Raw genomic sequence first — 17,830 nt, 5'->3', positions numbered from 1 at the left:
CTCACTACGCATTCCGGCCCACCGGCTCCTTGACGCCTCGTTCCGCGATCTCTTGGGCGGCTTCGAAGTAGCTCGTCGCTCCCCGCGAACCGGGATCGTAGGTCATCACCGACTGGCCGTAGCTCGGTGCCTCCGAGACGCGGACGTTGCGGGGGATGACCGCCTGGAGGACCTTGTCGCCGAAGTGGTTCCGGACGTCCTGCTCGACGGCGTCGGCCAGCCGGGTACGGCGGTCGTACATCGTCAGCAGGATGGTGGAGACGTCGAGTTTCGGGTTGAGGTGCTGGCGTACCAGGTTGATGTTGTTGATCAGCTGGTTGAGCCCTTCCAGTGCGTAGTACTCGCACTGGATCGGAATCAGCACCTCCTGCGCGGCCACCAGAGCGTTGACCGTCAGCAGACCGAGCGAGGGCGGGCAGTCGATGAAGACGTAGTCGAACTCGCCCGGGTAGGCCGCGATCGCGCGGTCCAACCGCGACTCCCGAGCGACCACGGAGACCAGCTCGATCTCCGCGCCGGCCAGGTCGATGGTCGCGGGGACGCACCAGAGGTTGGGGATGCCCTCGACCGCCTGCGCCACCTCGGCCAGCGGAACGCTGTTGATCAGGCAGTCGTAGACGTCCGGGATGCCGGTGTGGTGCGGGACGTTGAGCCCGGTCGAGGCATTGCCCTGCGGGTCGAGGTCCACCACGAGCACCCGGTTGCCGTGCAGGGCGAGCGCCACCGCAAGGTTGACGGTGGTGGTGGTCTTACCCACGCCGCCCTTCTGGTTGGCGACGCACATGACCCGGGTCCGGTCCGGTCGAGGCATGGTCACCTCGCCACTGGGATTCAGGATCTGCACGGCGCGCATCGCCTCCATAGCCAACGGTGGGTCATCCTCTTCGCGCGTCGGGGTTTCACGTGAAACGTACGTGGGGTCGGCCGCCACGGCGGCCAACGACTCGGTCGAAGCCACCGGTGCTTCGGCAACCGCAGGTGCGGCATCCCGAACGACTGCGGCGGTGGGCTGGTGCGGAACCGCGGGCTCGAAACGAACCGCCGCGGCGGTGTTGCGGCGACCCGAGGTCGACCGCACCTCGGCGGCGTTGACCGGTCGGCTCAACCCCTCCGGCGTGCGACGAACACTCGCCGGATCCGGGACGGCCGCGCCCTCCGGTTGCCCCGAGCCCGGGGACTGCTCGGATGCTGCCGGCGCATCGCCGTCCGTTGGACCGGTCGGTGACCCGGTCGCGCCGGGCGACCAGCTCGGGTAGTCGGTTTCACGTGAAACGGGATCGCTGGTTGACCCGGTCACGCGTGGATCGTCGTACCTGCCGTCGTCATGCACCTGTCATCCCTGCCCGCTTCGGATGGTCGGTCCGCGCCCCGGTCAACTTTGGCCACACCACGCTCGCATCCCGGAGCGTACGGCCCTCGGGAGCGATCGGAGACCCGCGACGTCCACCGCTCGCTCCACACTATCGACGCGCGGTCAGCCTACGGCGGACGGGCGCGACCGGTCCACGTCGGGTTGTCATCTCCTCGTCCATCCGTACCGGTACAACGAGGCAACCCGCCAGCCGGAAGCCCGATGGCGCAAAGTGTCAGCGTCGGCGGGAACGACCGGCCCGCGAGCGTTTGCTGGCCGCCGGGCGAGCCGGGCCGACCATTCGCTCGCGCACGATCTCCACCACGGTGGTCGGCGGATCGATGACCCCGACGCCGCACAGCTGCACGGTCGGCTCTCCACCACCGAGTCGCGCCACCACCTCGGCGTGCTCTTCGATCTCCGCTGCGGCGGACGACCCCTTGAGTGCCAGCAGCCGGCCGCCGCGGACCGCCAGGGGAAGGCTCCAGCCCGCCAGCCGGTCCAGTGGCGCGACCGCACGGGCGGTCACCACGTCTCCGCTGATCGGGTCCCGGCCACTCGATCCGCTGGCTGCCTCGTCCGCCCGACCCCGGAAAACCCGCACCGACTTCGCCAGGCCGAGTCGCTCGACGACCTCGATCAGGAACGAGGTTCGTCGGGAGAGCGGCTCGATCAGGGTGACAGTGAGGTCGGGACGGGCGATGGCGAGGACCAGACCCGGCAGGCCGGCGCCGGAGCCGACGTCGAGCACGGTCGCGCCGGACGGGATCCGCTCGGCGACCGCCGCACAGTTGAGCATGTGCCGATCCCAGATCCGGGGTGCCTCCCGGGGGCCGATCAGACCGCGGACGACGCCGTCGGTGGCCAACAGTTCGGCGTACGCGGCGGCCAGGTCGAGACGGTCCCCGAAGAGGGTCAGTGCGGCCGGTGCCAGCTCGGGCGGCAGAGCCGCGTCCGCTGGCGACGGGGCGGTGTCGGGTCGGGTCGATTCAGCGTCGGCGGGCTGGACAGCGGACGGCCCGGGCGGCGTGCCGCCCGGGCCGGTCACGGTGTCGGCCGTGATGTCGTCGTGGGTCACCCGGTCAGTCCGCCGGCCGTACGACGATGCGCCGGTTCGGCTCCACACCCTCGGACTCGCTCGCCACGCCGGACATGGCGTTGACGACGTCGTGCACGCACTTGCGCTCGAACGCGGACATCGCGTCCAACCGGACCGGCTCGCCGTGCTCCTTGACCTTCTCGACGGCGTTCTTGGCGACCGCGGCGAGTTCCTTGCGACGGTTCGCCCGGTAGCCGCCGACGTCGAGCAGCAGGCGGCTCGGCGTCCCGGTCTGCCGGAAGACGGCGAGGCGGGTGAGCTCCTGGAGGGCCTCCAGGGTCGCCCCGCGCTGGCCGACCAGATTTTGCAGCCGCTCGCCGACCACCTCGACCATGGGGCGGCCCGCGGCGACCAACTCGTCGATGTCGCCGTCGTAGTCGAGGATGTCGAGCAGCCCCTCGACGTAGTCGGCGGCGATCTCGCTCTGCCGGAACAGGTCGCCCTCGCCGACGGCCTTCTTGGTCCGACCGCCGGTAGCGGCGGTGTCGGTGTCGTCGTCCGCCTCGGTCTCGTCGTCCTCGGTCTCGTCGTCCTCGGTCTCGTCGTCCTCGGTGTCGTCGCCGTTCACCGCGAGCGTTGCGGTCTCCTCCTCGTCCAGGGACTGCTCGGCGCGGGGGATGCTGGTCTCGGTCACGGTCTCATCTCCGTACTCGCTCGGCCGGACCGTCGGGTCCGACTGGTTTCCCGGGGCCGGCGGGAGGTCGCCGGTGCCCACAGGCACGTCTGTACGGGCAGTGTCGCCCGTGGCCGCGCGGTGCGCGGTCGGTTCCGCCCGGCGCCGGCCTCACGGCGGCTGCACAGTGCGGAACGGGCCGCCACCAGTCACCTGGCGGCGGCCCGCAGAGGTCAGCCCTGCCGCTTGGCGGGGCGGTTCTTCTTCGGGTTGTTCGTCGGCTTGGCACCCGGCTTCGGCCCGGCCACCTTGGGCGCGGTGGCCTTGACCGGCGCCGGCGGAGCCGACTTGCCACGGCCGAACAGGCCGCCGGTCTTGGCGGGCTGCACCGGGTTACGGCTGGCAGCGGGGGCCACGGCCTTCTTGGCGGTCACCGGCGGCGGGAACTTCCGCAGCACCCACTGCTGCTGGCCGAGGGTGAAGAGGTTATTGGTGACCCAGTAGATGATCACGCCGATCGGGAAGATCGCGCCGGAGATCAGCAGTGACGCGGGGATGCCGTAGAGCATCAGGCGCTGGATCATCCGCTGCTGCGGGTCCTCGGCCCAGCCGGTCTTGAGGATCATCTGACGGCTGGTCAGGTAGGTGGTCGCGATCATGACCAGGACCAGGACACCAGCAATGATCTTCACGGTGGTGCCGTTGGCGCCGAGGCTGGCCAGCTCGTCCGCGGTGGAGCCGAACTTGCCGGCGATCGGGGCGGTGAAGAGCTTCGCCTCCGAGGCGCTCTGGAACTGGTCGACGGTCCAGCCGTAGAGGGTCTTGCTCTGCTTGTCCGGGTCGAGGCGGCGCAGCACGTGGAAGAGGCCGAGGAAGACCGGGATCTGAAGGAACATCGGAAGGCAACCCATCAGCGGGTTGGCCTTCTCCTTCTTGTACAGCTCCATCATTTCTTTCTGGAGCGTCTCCCGGTCACCCTTGTGCTTCTCCTGAAGCTCCTTGACCTTGGGCTGGAGCGCCTGCATCGCCCGCTGCGACTTGATCTGTTTGACGAAGACGGGGAACAGGATCACCCGGACGGTGACCACCAGGAAGACGATGGACAGGATCCAGGCGAAGTTGGTGCCGATGACCGCGCCGACCGGCACCCCGATGGCGTCCCAGGCAGAGTGCCAGGTCAGCAGGATCCACGAAATCGCATAGTAGATCCAGTCAAGACTGAACAATTCTCAGGCTCCAGTCACATCGGCGCGGCGGCGACCGCCCGGCTCCGGCACCGGGTCATGTCCACCAGGGTGGAAGGGGTGGCAGCGCAACAGCCGCCGGACCGCGAGCGCGGCTCCCCGGAGGGCACCGTGCCGGGCCACCGCCTCCTGGGCGTACGCACTGCACGACGGGTAGAACCGACAGCGGGCCGGCAGTGCCGGACTTATCCACCGACGGTACGCGATGATGGGTGCGATCAGCACCCTGGCACCGGTTGACGTGGGGCGCGGGGTGGTCGGGTCGGCACTCATCGGGACCGCCGCTCTCGGGACGACCGGGCAACCGCGAGGGCGGCGTCCAGGTCGGTGGCGAGTCGGGGGTACGACGCCTCGGCCGCGGCGGGCAACGCTCGGACGACCAGGGTGCTGCCCTCGGGCAGAGCGGCGAGCCGCTCTCGGACCAGCTCCCGTAGTCGGCGCTGGACCTTGTTGCGGGTCACCGCGTTGCCGACGGCCTTGGACACGACGAAGCCGGCGCGGGACGGCGCGGAGGACTGCTCCGCACTGTTGTCCCGCACCGGCTGCGACGAGGTCGGTGTGCTCGGGTCGGCGCTCACCGGCATGGTCAGGTGGACCACGACGGTGCCACGGCCGGCGCGCCGGCCACCACGGACCGCTGCGGCGAAGTCAGTGCTGCGCCGCAGTCGCTGCGCGGCGGCCAGCACGACTGCCCACGTTCCCTGGACCGGCCCGGTCGGCTCAGGCCGACAGGGTGGTGCGACCCTTGGCGCGACGGCTCGAGAGGATGGCACGGCCGGCACGGGTGCGCATGCGCAGCCGGAAGCCGTGGGTCTTCGCGCGCCGGCGGTTGTTCGGCTGGTAGGTGCGCTTGCTCACGTCAGGCTCTCCGTTTTCGTACGCGCCCCGTGCGACGGGATCGCCGGGGTCGTGTGGTGGTCCAGGCCACCTCGACGGTGGCCCACGATCGGTGCTGTCCGGCGGAGCGGAACCTCGGCGGTGCGGGGGATGCGACCGCGGACAGCAAGCACCCATCACCCTAGCAGAGGGCGAGAAAGCAACCGTTCCAGCCTACGCAGGGGTGCAATGACCGTCAAACACCCCGAGGAGCGGCCAACGGGACGCGCCCGGGCCGAAGGGCGGTTTTCGCTGATGCCGAGAAGGGTGCCGCCGCGTCGCCGGTTGATGGCGCAGGGACAACGCTGTTACCGTGCCCGATTGCGGTGAGCGTCGGAAGCTCCGGTCGTCGCACAGGCAAGACCGGACAAGGCAGTGAATCGTTCGGCACGGTGAACCCGCTTCAGCGCCCGTTCAGGCAGGGGCAGGTCCCACCCGCGTCCGGCGGGCGGCCACAATCGGTCGGTACACAGGCTGTGGATAACTTGTGGATGACCACCGGTCGACCGTCAGGTGGGTGTTGTTCCACCCGCGAACGCGGCGGGCCCGGGACGGCCGGCTGGCAGACAGCGGCGGCCGGGAGCAGAGGCGAGGGGGTGGCACGACGGTGGCCGGTACGACCGACCTTGCCGCAGTGTGGTTAGCGGCGACCGACGAGCTGGCCGACGAGATCATCTCCGCCCAGCAGCGTGCCTATCTCCGGCTGACCCGGCTGCGGGCGATCGTCGAGGACACCGCGCTGCTCTCTGTCCCGGACGCGTTCACCCGCGACGTGATCGAGTCCCGGCTGCGCCCGGCGATCACCGAGGCGCTGACCCGCCGGCTCGGCCGGCCGATCCAGGTGGCGGTCACCGTTCGGGTCGCCGAGGACGCCACGGGCCGACCCGCCGGCACTGTCTACCGCAGCGCTCCGGAAGCCAGCCCGTTCGACGTCGAGGGTCAGGCTGCCGCATCCTTCGACGACGACCAGGGCGCTCGGACGCATGCCGATGCCCTGATCCCTGAGCAGTCACACGCGCCGCGTACGCCTGAGCCGGCCGCGCCACCCGCACCTGCGGGTCCGCCGCTCGCGCCGAGCGTCGACGCGCATCGTCCCGGGATGATCCCCGCCAGCAGGGACGGGCAGGAGGCGCTGTTCAGTGCCTCCTTCGCGGAGCCGATGCGGTCGCCCCGACCTGGAGCGGACCGGCGCGGCTACGACGAGCAGACCGGCCGCCTGGATCAGCCGGGCCCGGACACCCGGCCCTACGAGCCCCGCTACCGGGAAGACTCGGCGTCGCCGCGCGACCAGCACGTGATCCGCGCGCTGCCCCGGGACAGCGGAACGGACAGCGGCCCGGGCCGCAGCGGTGTGGACCATCGCGCGGGTGGCCGCGACGACCGCCGGCTGCCCGGCGCCGACACCGGCGGCAACCGGCTCAACCCGAAGTACATGTTCGAGACGTTCGTCATCGGCTCGTCCAACCGGTTCGCGCACGCGGCGAGCGTGGCGGTGGCGGAGTCGCCTGCGAAGGCGTACAACCCGCTGTTCATCTACGGTCACTCCGGCCTGGGCAAGACCCACCTGCTGCATGCCATCGGGCACTACGCCACGACGCTCGGCAACGCCCGCTCGGTCCGGTACGTCTCGACCGAGGAGTTCACCAACGACTTCATCAACTCGCTCCGGGACGACAAGACCAGTGCGTTCCAGCGGCGCTACCGCGACGTCGACATCCTGCTGATCGACGACATCCAGTTCCTGGAGAACCGCGAGCGCACCCAGGAGGAGTTCTTCCACACCTTCAACACGCTGCACAACGCCAACAAGCAGATCGTGATCACCTCCGACCGGTCGCCGCGGCAGCTCGCCACCCTCGAGGACCGGATGCGAACCCGGTTCGAGTGGGGTCTGCTGGCCGACATCCAGCCGCCGGACCTGGAGACGCGGATCGCGATCCTGCAGAAGAAGGCGGCGCAGGAGCGGATGTACGCCCCGCCGGACGTGTTGGAGTTCATCGCGTCCCGGGTGTCGAACTCGATCCGGGAACTGGAGGGGGCGCTGATCCGGGTGACGGCGTTCGCCAGCCTGACCCGGTCGACCGTCGAGCTGTCCCTGGCCGAGGAGGTGCTTCGGGACTTCATGCCCGACGGCGCCGGGCCGGAGATCAACGCCGACCAGATCATGGCCTCGACCGCTGACTACTTCGGGGTAAGCCTGGAGGACCTGCGCGGTCAGTCCCGGTCGCGGGTGCTCGTCAACGCCCGCCAGGTGGCCATGTACCTGTGTCGGGAGCTGACCGAGCTGTCACTGCCCCGGATCGGGCAGGCCTTCGGAGGCCGGGACCACACCACTGTCATGCACGCCGACCGGAAGATCCGTCAGCAGATGGCGGAGCGCCGCTCGCTCTACAACCAGATCGCCGAGCTGACCAACCGCATCAAGCAGAACAGCTGAGGCGTACGCCAGCCGTTGCGACGGCACTCAGTTCGGGACACGCCCGGCCGGAATCTCCGGCCGGGCGGTCTTTTTTTCGTCCTCGGCTGGACTCTCGACATGGTGGAGACCACAGCATCGAGGCCGTGACCGCCTCGATGCCCACTCGTTGTCCACAGCTCGTCATCCACCGTCGGTGGATAACTACGGTCCGTCTTTCGCCGGTTACCCACAGGCTGTGGAGAAACCCTGTGTACGGAGCTGTGGACGCCTGGGGACAACGGTCACGTTATCCACCGATGACGGTCCACCTGTGCATGAGCTGTTGAAGGTTCTGGGGATGAAGGCAATGGTGATCTTCACCGTGATCCACAGGCTTGGGGAGAAAGTCGGTGGATTACCGGTGGACAACCGGTGGACAACGGTGGACAACCGGCCGGCCGGAGCGGGCTGTGGACACGCGAGCCAGTTGTACCCCCGGTTCTCCACAGCTAAATCACCTGTGGATACCCTCTCTGAGCTGCGCAGACCCGGGTTGTCCACAGTTTGCACAGGTGCGATGAAGACGATGAGTTATCTCTTCTAAGAGAACAAAAACCAATCATCACCGTTGGGCTTTCTGTGGATCGGGCCGAACGCTGCCGGATCAGCCGGTCAGCACCGACACGATCCATGGGGTCGGGCGCACAGCCGATGCCTACGCGCCCTAAGGTGCGATGGGTACCCGCACGGTTGGGCGGGACGGTAGGCAGCGGTCGGCATGAGAGAGTTGTCGCTGACGTCGACGCGGAGGCATTGATGAAGTTCCGAGTAGAGCGCGACGCGCTCGCTGAGGCCGTGGCCTGGACCGCGAAGAGCCTGCCCAACCGGCCATCCGTACCGGTGCTGGCCGGGGTGATGCTCCGCGTCACCGACGGCAACCTGCGGGTCTCCGGGTTCGACTACGAAGTCTCCAGCCAGGTCACCGTCGAGGTGCAGGGTGACGCCGACGGCGCCGCTCTCGTCTCCGGTCGCCTGCTCGCCGAGATCACCAAGGCGCTGCCGGCCAAGCCGGTCGACATCGCCGCGGTCGGCGCCCACCTCGAGCTGGTCTGCGGCAGCGCCCGGTTCACCCTGCCCACCATGCCGGTGGAGGACTACCCCGCACTGCCCGAGATGCCGCAGAGCGCCGGCACTGTCGACGCCGCCGCGTTCGCCACGGCGGTCTCCCAGGTGGCCATCGCGGCCGGCCGGGACGAGACCCTGCCGATGATGACCGGCGTCCGCGTCGAGCTGTCCGGCAACACGCTGTCGATGCTCGCCACCGACCGTTACCGGCTGGCGCTGCGCGAGATCCAGTGGCGGCCGGACGACCCCGACGTGAGCATCAACGCCCTGGTGCCCGCCCGCACCCTGAACGACACCGCCAAGGCTCTCGGCCCGCTGGGCGGCGAGGTCACCCTCGCCCTCGCCCAGGGCGCTGCCGGCGAGGGCATGGTCGGTCTGGCCGGCGGCACCCGACGCACCACCAGCCGCCTGCTCGACGGCGCCAACTACCCGCCGGTGCGTTCGCTCTTCCCGGCCACCCACAACGCCGCGGCCCGGGTTCCGGTCAGCACCCTGATCGAGGTCGTCAAGCGGGTCGCACTTGTTGCCGAGCGCACGACCCCGGTGCTGCTCAGCTTCAGCGCCGACGGCCTGGTGGTCGAGGCCGGCGGTTCCGAGGAGGCCCGGGCCAGCGAGGCGATGGAGGCCACCTTCACCGGCGACGCGCTGACCATCGGGTTCAACCCGCAGTACCTCATCGACGGCCTGGCCAACCTGGGCTCCCAGACCGCCGTTCTCTCGTTCGTCGACGCCTTCAAGCCCGCGGTGATCTCTCCCGCCGACGAGGATGGCGAGGTAATTCCGGGGTACCGGTACCTCATCATGCCGATCCGCGTCTCTCGCTGATCGCGCCCAGCAACACCCAGATCCACGGAGGTAGAAACACATGCAGCTCGGCCTTGTAGGACTCGGCCGTATGGGCGGCAACATGCGGGAGCGGCTGCGCGCCGCTGGTCACGACGTTGTCGGTTTCGACCACAACGCGCAGATCAGCGACGTGACGACCCTCGCGGGCCTGGCAGAGAAGCTTGAGTCGCCCCGCGCGGTCTGGGTCATGGTGCCCGCCGGTGTCACCGATGCGACGATCGACGAACTGGCCGAGGTGCTTGGCGAGGGCGACATCATCATCGACGGCGGCAACTCGCGGTTCAGCGACGACGCGCCCCGGGCAGAGCGGCTCAACGAGCGGGGCATCGGCTACCTCGACGTCGGCGTCTCCGGCGGCGTCTGGGGCCGGCAGAACGGCTACGGGCTCATGGTCGGCGGTGCCCAGGAGCACGTCGACCGGCTGATGCCGATCTTCAGCGCTCTCAAGCCGGAGGGCGAGTTCGGCTTCGTGCACGCGGGCCCCGTCGGTGCCGGGCACTACTCGAAGATGGTGCACAACGGCATCGAGTACGGCCTGATGCACGCCTACGCCGAGGGCTACGAGCTGATGGCCGCCTCCGAGCTGGTGACCAACGTGCCGGGCGTGATCAAGTCCTGGCGGGAGGGCACCGTCGTCCGCTCCTGGCTGCTCGACCTGCTGGACCGGGCACTGGACGAGGACCCGGAGCTGGCCGAGTTGAGCGGCTACACCGAGGACACCGGCGAGGGTCGATGGACGGTCGACGAGGCGGTCCGGCTGGCCGTGCCGCTGAACGTCATCACCGCCTCGCTCTTCGCCCGGTTCGCGTCACGGCAGGACGACTCGCCCGCCATGAAGGCCGTCTCCGCGCTGCGTCAGCAGTTCGGTGGCCACGCCGTCCACAAGCGCTGAGCGGTATCCACACCCTGTGTACGTCCAACGGTTGGAACTGGTCGACTTTCGCTCGTACGAGCGGGTGGCCGTCGACCTCCAGCCGGGGGCGAACGTCCTGACCGGCGCCAACGGCGTCGGCAAGACCAATCTCGTCGAGGCGCTGGGCTACGTGGCGACCCTGGATTCGCACCGGGTCGCCACCGACGCGCCGCTGGTCCGGATGGGCGCCGCGTCGGCGGTGATCCGCTGCGCGGTGGTCCACGACGGGCGGGAACTCCTGGTCGAGTTGGAGATCGTGCCCGGCAAGGCCAACCGGGCCCGGCTGGGCCGGTCACCGGCACGGCGGGCCCGGGACGTGCTCGGCGCGCTGCGACTCGTGCTCTTCGCCCCGGAGGACCTTGAGCTGGTCCGGGGTGATCCGTCCGAGCGCCGCCGTTACCTGGACGACCTGCTGGTCAACCGCCAACCCAGGTACGCGGGGGTGCGGGCCGACTACGAGCGGGTGGTCAAGCAGCGCAACGCCCTGCTGCGCACCGCGTACCTGGCTCGCAAGACCGGCGGGTCCCGGGGCGGTGACCTCGGCACCCTCGCCGTCTGGGACACGCACCTGGCTCAGCACGGCGCGGAGCTGCTCGCCGGTCGGCTGGAGCTCGTCGCCGCGCTCACCCCGCACGTCGCCAAGGCGTACGACGCGGTGGCCGCCGGTCGGGGCGCGGCGAGCATCGCCTACCGGCCCTCGATCGAGCTGGCCGAGCCGACCACCGACCGGGCCGCGTTGGCGGAGGCACTGACCGCCGCCCTGGCCGCGTCCCGCTCCGCCGAGATCGAACGGGGCACCACCCTGGTCGGCCCGCACCGTGATGAACTGGCGTTGACCCTCGGGCCGCTGCCCGCCAAGGGGTACGCCAGCCACGGCGAGTCGTGGTCGTTCGCGCTCGCGCTGCGGCTGGCCGGCTACGACCTGCTGCGCGCCGACGGCATCGAGCCGGTGCTGGTGCTCGACGACGTGTTCGCCGAGTTGGACACCGGCCGCCGGGAGCGGCTGGCGGAGTTGGTCGGTGGGGCGAGTCAGCTGCTCGTCACCTGCGCGGTGGACGACGACGTGCCGGCCGCTCTGCGGGGCACCCGCTATCAGGTTGGCGAAGGGACGGTACGCCGTGTCGGATGAGCCACGCACCAACAGTCCCGAGGCCGGAAAGGGCGACGCTGCGCGTACGCCCGGGGGAAAGTCGACGGGCGGTGAGCCGGCGGCGGCCGCCAGCGGGCCGGAGCTGGCCCGCGCGGTGCTCGACGCTGCGCTGTCCCGGCGGCAGCAGGCGGCGCGCGCCCGACGTGCCCCCGGCGGCGGAGGCGGCGACGCTGCCGGCGGCTCGGGGCGGCGGTTGCGGGGCTACTCCGGCCCGGGCCCCGACCCACGCGATCCCCAGCCGCTCAGCGCGGTGCTGAACCGGTTGGTGAAGGCGCGTGGTTGGCAGCAGCCGGCGGCCGAGGCCACCGTGTTCGGCGCCTGGGAGCGGGTCGTCGGCGCGGAGGTCGCCCAGAACAGTCGCCCGGTCAAGCTGGAGAACGGTGAGCTGACAGTGGAGGCGCGCTCGACGGCCTGGGCCACCCAGCTGCGGCTGCTCGCTGGCTCGTTGCTCAAGCAGATCGCCAGCGAGGTCGGCCATAACGTCGTGCGCAAGCTGCACATCCACGGCCCGGCCGCGCCCTCCTGGGCGAAGGGGCCGCGCCGGGTACGCGGGCGGGGCCCACGCGACACGTACGGCTGAGGGCGCCTCAGCTCCGCCGCTGGGCCTCGCGGTCGGCCCGCTTGCGTTCGCGCTGTTCCCGGGTGAAGCGCTTGCGCTCGGCCAGGTCGCGCTTCCACGCGTCGCGGGCCTCGGCCGAGCCGCCCTGCACCGCGCCCTTCACACCCTCGGCGGGGCCGGCGAGGTGCCGGAAGGCCCAGCTCAGGAGTCGGCCGCCCTCGCCCGGGGCCTTGGTGACCGCGCCGTCCTCGCTCATCTGCCGCACTCTCCCGCGTCGTGTGGTCCCGCAACTGTTGGCCTACCAATGGTTGGTACACCAATGATTGGTACGATAGCTATCGTGCATCAGGAGGGCAACCGATGAGCGAGAGACCGGAAGGCGTCGACCCGCTGGCGCTGGAGCAGCAGGTCTGTTTCGCCCTCTCGGTGGCCGCGCGCAGTGTGGTGGCGGTCTACCGCCCACTCCTGGAGCCGATGGGGCTGACCCACCCGCAATACCTGGTCATGTTGGCGCTCTGGCAGCACGCACCGTTGTCCGGCCGCGACCTCAGCCGCCTGTTGCAGCTCGATCCGGGCACGCTGTCACCCCTGCTCAAGCGGCTCGAAGCAGCCGGCTACCTGCGCCGGGAGCGCGACCCCAGCGACGAGCGCAGCCTCGCCGTCACCCTCACCGACAGCGGCGCCGCACTGCGAGGGCAGGCCGAGCTGATCCCGGCCGCGATCGTGCAGCGACTCGGGCTGCCCGTCGAGGACCTGCAACACCTGCACGCGGTGCTCACACAGGTGATCGCGGCGGCCAACCGACCGGGCGGCGACCCGACCTCGCCGGGGGCCGGCGCGGCGGCTCAGGCGTCGGCGTAGACGGCGAAACCGCGTTCGGCGCAGCGCCGGTAGAACGCGGCCAGCACGCCCAGCTCCGCGCAGGTGAAGTTCCACTGCGGCGGGTCGCCGCGCTCGTCGCGCAGCGCGTCGAGCCGGGTCTCCAGCCACCGCAGCTGCTGCTCGGCCAGCCTGCCGTCGCCGAGCAGAGAGCGCAGCACCGTGCTCACCGACTCGAAGGTGACCGCCTCACCGTAGGGACGGTGCCCGGCCACGAATCTCTCGATGCCGCTGGCGATCCAGGAGCAGCCGTCCGGATCGATCACCGGGTCCTCGTCCTCGGCGGCGGCGTCTGTGGCGTACAACACACCTTCGAGGCCGAGGAGCAGATCCACCAGCTCGGTGTACGCGGTCGCCCGGATGGTGCCGGTCTTCGCGATCAGCTCGGCCAGGGCGGCCGTCGGCGCGGAGATTCGCGGCAGGTCGACGATCTCGCCGAAGTCGACGAACTCGGCCGGTGCGACCGGGTCGTAGAAGCGGCCGGTCCGCGGCCAGTGCACCGCGACGTTGTCCAGCCCCATCTGTCACCTCTTAAAGAGCACGTGTCGGGTCGATCGGGTCGATCGTCCCGGTTCCGGCCGGTAAAGATCAAGGCTGGTTCCGGGGCGCCGCAAACGTACGGCACGGATGCTTTGGCCGCGACCCCCGACCCGCCCGGGCGCGGGTCAACCCGTTCGGGGACGGCGCGTGCGATCGGACCCTGGCGTGTGGGGGGAGTCGCGGGCAGCGGGGTTCTGCCGGCTACGGACATCTCAGCCGCCTCTCTGAGGGTGCCGAGTGGTGGTTCTGTCCCCCGCGCACAGTAGGATTGACAGCGAGACGAAGACCCGGTGTGGGAGAGGGACGGGGCCGGTGGCCCCAGATTCATTCTCCACGTCGGGTCGAGCCGATCGCGATCCGCGGGCAACCGCGGCGACCGGCGCGTTCGACCCGCTGTCCGGAGGTCTCCGGCACCGGTCCGCGCGCCGACGTCGCGTCCTGTCCGCCGAACCCGCGCCCGACGCGCCCTACCGGCGTGGCTGACGCGAGAAAGTGGCCGAGGGTGGCAGCGCAGGACAAGCAGGAGTACGGCGCAGAGTCGATCACCGTTCTTGAGGGTCTGGAGGCGGTCCGCAAGCGGCCCGGTATGTACATCGGGTCCACCGGCGAGCGCGGTCTGCACCACCTCGTCTGGGAGGTTGTGGACAACGCTGTCGACGAGGCGCTCGCCGGATACTGCGACACCATCGACGTGGTGCTGCTCGCCGACGGCGGCGTGCGGGTCACCGACAACGGCCGTGGTTTCCCGGTCGACCTCCACCCGAAGCTCAAGAAGCCGGGTGTCGAGGTCGCGCTGACGATCCTGCACGCGGGTGGCAAGTTCGACGGCAAGGCGTACGCGGTCTCCGGCGGTCTGCACGGCGTCGGCGTGTCCGTGGTGAACGCGCTCTCCACCAAGATGTTCGTCGAGATCCACAAGTCCGGCGCCGTGTGGCGGCAGCACTACACCCACTCCAAGCCGGGCCCGCTGGAGAAGGGCGAGGCCACCGACCGCACCGGCTCGGCGGTCTCCTTCTGGCCGGACCCCGACGTCTTCGAGACCGTCGACTTCGACTTCCAGACCATCTACCGACGCCTTCAGGAGATGGCCTTCCTCAACCGCGCCCTGCGCATCCACCTGCTCGACGAGCGGGTGGCCGAGGAGGAGGACGGCCGGCAGCGCGAGGTGACCTTCTACTACGAGGGTGGCATCGCCGACTTCGTCCGACACCTCAACGCCTCGAAGAGCCCGATCCACAAGACCGTGGTCGAGTTCATCGCCGAGGAGGAGGGGATGTCGCTCGAGATCGCCATGCAGTGGAACGAGTCGTACGGCGAGTCGGTCTACACCTTCGCCAACACGATCAACACGCACGAGGGCGGCACCCACGAGGAGGGCTTCCGCTCCGCGCTGACGAGCGTGGTCAACCGGTACGGCACCGACAAGAAGCTGCTCAAGGGCGACGAGAAGCTCTCCGGCGAGGACATCCGCGAAGGGCTCGCGGCGATCATCTCGGTCAAGCTGGCCAACCCGCAGTTCGAGGGTCAGACCAAGACCAAGCTGGGCAACACCCCGGTGAAGAGCTTCGTGCAGCGGGTCTGCAACGACCGGCTGGTCGACTGGTTCGACCGCAACCCGGCCGAGGCCAAGATGATCATCACGAAGGCCTCCCAGGCGGCGCGGGCCCGGATCGCCGCGCAGCAGGCGCGCAAGCTGGCCCGGCGCAAGTCGCTGCTGGAGTCCGGCTCGATGCCGGGCAAGCTGGCCGACTGCCAGTCCACCGACCCGCGCGAGTCCGAGGTGTTCATCGTCGAGGGCGACTCGGCCGGTGGCTCCGCCAAGCAGGGCCGCGACCCGCGGACGCAGGCGATCCTGCCGATTCGCGGCAAGATCCTCAACGTGGAGAAGGCCCGGATCGACCGGGTGCTCAAGAACAACGAGGTCCAGGCGCTGATCACCGCGCTGGGCACCGGCATCCACGACGACTTCGACATGGAAAAGCTGCGGTACCACAAGGTGGTGCTGATGGCCGACGCGGACGTTGACGGCCAGCACATCCAGACGCTGCTGCTCACCCTGCTGTTCCGTTTCATGCGTCCGCTGGTGGAGATGGGCAACGTCTACCTGGCCGCCCCGCCGCTCTACAAGATCAAGTGGAACAAGAAGGGCGATGACGCCCAGTACGCGTACTCCGACCGCGAGCGGGACGGTCTGATCGCGCTGCGCCAGCAGAAGAAGCCGAACGCCAAGCCGGACGACATCCAGCGCTTCAAGGGCCTCGGCGAGATGAACTATCCCGAGCTGTGGGAAACCACGATGAACCCGGCGACGCGTACCCTGCGTCAGGTCACTCTCGACGACGCGGCGACCGCCGACGAGTTGTTCAGTGTGCTGATGGGTGAGGACGTCGAGGCGCGCCGGTCGTTCATCCAGCGCAACGCCAAGGACGTGCGGTTCCTGGACATCTGACGGATCGCGGTGGATCGGCCGGGTGCTGCCCGGTCGATCCACCGATCCACAGAGTTATCCACAGCTTGGCCGCTATCCACAGCGGTTATCCACAGCACGAAAACGACTCTGAGTCTGATAAGGGTATACAGTGACCGATTCTCCCGAGTCCACACCGAACGAGCCCGAGGTCCCCGCCGAGGCCATCGCCGCGGTGGTCGCGCACGACCGGATCGAACCGGTCGGGCTCGAGGTGGAGATGCAGCGCTCCTACCTCGACTACGCGATGAGCGTCATCGTCGGTCGCGCGCTGCCGGACGTCCGGGACGGCCTCAAGCCGGTCCACCGCAAGATCCTCTACGCGATGTTCGACTCCGGCTACCGCCCGGACCGCGGCTACGTGAAGTGCTCCCGCGTCGTCGGTGACGTGATGGGTCAGTTCCACCCGCACGGCGACTCGGCGATCTACGACGCGCTGGTCCGGATGGCGCAGTCCTGGTCGCTGCGCTACCCGTTGGTCGACGGCAACGGCAACTTCGGCTCGCCGGGTAACGACCCTGCCGCGGCCATGCGATACACCGAGTGCAAGCTCGACCCCCTTGCGATGGAGATGCTGCGGGACATCGACGAGGACACCGTCGACCTGCAGGACAACTACGACGGCCGGGCCAAGGAGCCCACCATCCTGCCGTCGCGGATCCCCAACCTCCTGGTGAACGGTTCCGAGGGCATCGCGGTCGGCATGGCCACCAAGATCCCGCCGCACAACCTGCGGGAGATCGGCGCGGCGGTGCAGTGGTGCCTGGAGCACCCGGAGGAGGACGAGGAGACCACCCTCGAAGCCCTGCTTGGCATCGTCAAGGGTCCGGACTTCCCGACCCACGGCCTGATCGTCGGCACCACCGCGATCCAGGACGCCTACCGCACCGGTCGCGGCTCGATCCGGATGCGCGCCGTGGTGGAGGTCGAGGAGGACAAGCGGGGCCGCCCCTGCCTGGTCGTCAGCGAGCTGCCCTACCAGGTCAACCCGGACAACCTCGCCGAGCGGATCGCCGAGCTGATCAAGGAGGGCAAGCTCGCCGGGATCGCCGACATCCGCGACGAGTCCTCCGGTCGTACCGGTATGCGGATCGTCCTGGTGCTCAAGCGCGACGCGGTCGCGAAGGTCGTGCTGAACAACCTCTACAAGCACACCCAGCTCCAGGAGACCTTCGGCGCCAACATGCTGGCACTGGTCGACGGGGTGCCGCGCACGCTCAACCTGGCCCAGTTCCTCCGCTACTACGTCGAGCACCAGATCGACGTGATCCGCCGGCGGACCGCGTTCCGGCTGCGCAAGGCCGAGGAGCGGGCACACATCCTGCGCGGCCTGGGCAAGGCGCTGGACGCACTGGACGAGGTGATCGCCCTCATCCGGCGCTCTCCGACCGTGGACGACGCCCGGCAGGGCCTGATCCGGCTGCTGGAGATCGACGAGATCCAGGCGACCGCGATCCTGGACATGCAGCTGCGCCGGCTCGCCGCCCTGGAGCGGCAGCGGATCGTGGACGACCTGGCCAAGCTCGAGATCGAGATCGCCGACCTCAAGGACATCCTCGCCAAGCCGGAGCGGCAGCGGAAGATCGTCTCGGAGGAGCTGGGCGAGATCGTCGCCAAGTGGGGCGACGAGCGGCGGACAAAGATCATCCCGTTCGACGGCGAGGTCTCGATGGAGGACCTCATCGCCCGCGAGGACGTGGTCGTCACGATCACCCGCACCGGGTACGCCAAGCGCACCAAGGTCGATCTCTACCGCTCGCAGCGGCGCGG

At 69.5% G+C, this 17,830-nt stretch carries 17 protein-coding genes; 8 read left to right on the top strand and 9 right to left on the bottom strand.

Features of this window, described 5'->3' with window-relative positions:
* Positions 1-4 precede the first annotated feature (4 nt).
* The 7 genes from KBX34_RS27225 to rpmH all read right to left on the bottom strand — a co-directional run bounded on the left by KBX34_RS27225 (position 5) and on the right by rpmH (position 5,165).
* Positions 5-1,105, bottom strand: coding sequence for a ParA family protein (locus tag KBX34_RS27225; RefSeq protein WP_282102691.1), 1,101 nt, complete (start codon positions 1,103-1,105; stop codon positions 5-7).
* Between the two features lie 481 nt (positions 1,106-1,586).
* Positions 1,587-2,429, bottom strand: coding sequence for a 16S rRNA (guanine(527)-N(7))-methyltransferase RsmG (rsmG, locus tag KBX34_RS27220; protein WP_210927741.1), 843 nt, complete (start codon positions 2,427-2,429; stop codon positions 1,587-1,589).
* A 4-nt stretch (positions 2,430-2,433) separates the two neighbouring features.
* A complete protein-coding gene (locus KBX34_RS27215) occupies positions 2,434-3,084 on the bottom strand; it encodes a R3H domain-containing nucleic acid-binding protein (protein ID WP_210927739.1) in 651 nt (216 codons plus the stop codon).
* A gap of 212 nt (positions 3,085-3,296) precedes the next feature.
* On the bottom strand, positions 3,297-4,289 hold the full coding sequence (yidC, locus tag KBX34_RS27210) for a membrane protein insertase YidC (RefSeq protein ID WP_088950800.1): 993 nt from the start codon (positions 4,287-4,289) through the stop codon (positions 3,297-3,299).
* Between the two features lie 3 nt (positions 4,290-4,292).
* Entirely contained in the window at positions 4,293-4,580 is a 288-nt protein-coding gene (yidD, locus tag KBX34_RS27205) for a membrane protein insertion efficiency factor YidD (protein WP_088950801.1), read from the bottom strand.
* Entirely contained in the window at positions 4,577-4,993 is a 417-nt protein-coding gene (gene rnpA / locus KBX34_RS27200) for a ribonuclease P protein component (RefSeq protein WP_210927737.1), read from the bottom strand. The genes yidD and rnpA overlap by 4 nt, the downstream gene beginning before the upstream one ends.
* A gap of 34 nt (positions 4,994-5,027) precedes the next feature.
* The gene (gene rpmH, locus KBX34_RS27195; protein WP_007453904.1) at positions 5,028-5,165 is read right to left on the bottom strand and encodes a 50S ribosomal protein L34; all 138 of its coding nucleotides are present in this window, start codon (positions 5,163-5,165) and stop codon (positions 5,028-5,030) included.
* A gap of 505 nt (positions 5,166-5,670) precedes the next feature.
* Between rpmH and dnaA the strand changes: the two genes are divergently transcribed.
* The 5 genes from dnaA to KBX34_RS27170 all read left to right on the top strand — a co-directional run bounded on the left by dnaA (position 5,671) and on the right by KBX34_RS27170 (position 12,195).
* Positions 5,671-7,620: a chromosomal replication initiator protein DnaA gene (gene dnaA / locus KBX34_RS27190; protein WP_374223724.1), complete on the top strand. Its 1,950-nt coding sequence runs from the start codon at positions 5,671-5,673 to the stop codon at positions 7,618-7,620.
* Positions 7,621-8,397: 777 nt separating this feature from the next.
* Positions 8,398-9,531, top strand: a complete 1,134-nt coding sequence (dnaN, locus tag KBX34_RS27185) for a DNA polymerase III subunit beta (RefSeq protein WP_088950803.1) — start codon at positions 8,398-8,400, stop codon at positions 9,529-9,531.
* A 40-nt stretch (positions 9,532-9,571) separates the two neighbouring features.
* A complete protein-coding gene (gene gnd, locus KBX34_RS27180; protein ID WP_088950804.1) occupies positions 9,572-10,444 on the top strand; it encodes a phosphogluconate dehydrogenase (NAD(+)-dependent, decarboxylating) in 873 nt (290 codons plus the stop codon).
* A gap of 16 nt (positions 10,445-10,460) precedes the next feature.
* On the top strand, positions 10,461-11,594 hold the full coding sequence (gene recF, locus KBX34_RS27175) for a DNA replication/repair protein RecF (protein WP_210927735.1): 1,134 nt from the start codon (positions 10,461-10,463) through the stop codon (positions 11,592-11,594).
* Positions 11,584-12,195 carry a DUF721 domain-containing protein gene (locus KBX34_RS27170; RefSeq protein ID WP_088950806.1) on the top strand — a complete coding sequence of 204 codons (612 nt, stop codon included), beginning with the start codon at positions 11,584-11,586 and terminating at the stop codon, positions 12,193-12,195. The genes recF and KBX34_RS27170 overlap by 11 nt, the downstream gene beginning before the upstream one ends.
* A gap of 7 nt (positions 12,196-12,202) precedes the next feature.
* On the opposite strand, the gene KBX34_RS27165 is transcribed toward KBX34_RS27170, so the two are convergent.
* The gene (locus tag KBX34_RS27165; RefSeq protein WP_099856854.1) at positions 12,203-12,430 is read right to left on the bottom strand and encodes a hypothetical protein; all 228 of its coding nucleotides are present in this window, start codon (positions 12,428-12,430) and stop codon (positions 12,203-12,205) included.
* Between the two features lie 104 nt (positions 12,431-12,534).
* Between KBX34_RS27165 and KBX34_RS27160 the strand changes: the two genes are divergently transcribed.
* Entirely contained in the window at positions 12,535-13,035 is a 501-nt protein-coding gene (locus KBX34_RS27160; RefSeq protein WP_088950807.1) for a MarR family winged helix-turn-helix transcriptional regulator, read from the top strand.
* On the opposite strand, the gene KBX34_RS27155 is transcribed toward KBX34_RS27160, so the two are convergent.
* The gene (locus tag KBX34_RS27155; protein WP_088950808.1) at positions 13,020-13,574 is read right to left on the bottom strand and encodes a hypothetical protein; all 555 of its coding nucleotides are present in this window, start codon (positions 13,572-13,574) and stop codon (positions 13,020-13,022) included. The two genes, KBX34_RS27160 and KBX34_RS27155, sit on opposite strands and share 16 nt — an antisense overlap.
* Positions 13,575-14,095: 521 nt before the next feature.
* On the opposite strand from KBX34_RS27155, the gene gyrB reads away from it, so the two are divergent.
* Together gyrB and KBX34_RS27145 are read left to right on the top strand one after the other, a co-directional pair.
* Positions 14,096-16,042 (top strand): DNA topoisomerase (ATP-hydrolyzing) subunit B, encoded by a 1,947-nt coding sequence (gene gyrB / locus KBX34_RS27150; RefSeq protein ID WP_141911966.1) that lies wholly within the window; start codon positions 14,096-14,098, stop codon positions 16,040-16,042.
* Between the two features lie 130 nt (positions 16,043-16,172).
* The coding region (locus KBX34_RS27145; RefSeq protein ID WP_210927733.1) for a DNA topoisomerase (ATP-hydrolyzing) at positions 16,173-17,830 on the top strand (1,658 nt) is incomplete at its 3' end.

Source organism: Micromonospora sp. M61, from assembly GCF_018070245.1.
GTDB lineage: Bacteria > Actinomycetota > Actinomycetes > Mycobacteriales > Micromonosporaceae > Micromonospora > Micromonospora zamorensis.
This window is presented reverse-complemented; position numbering and strand designations above follow the sequence as displayed.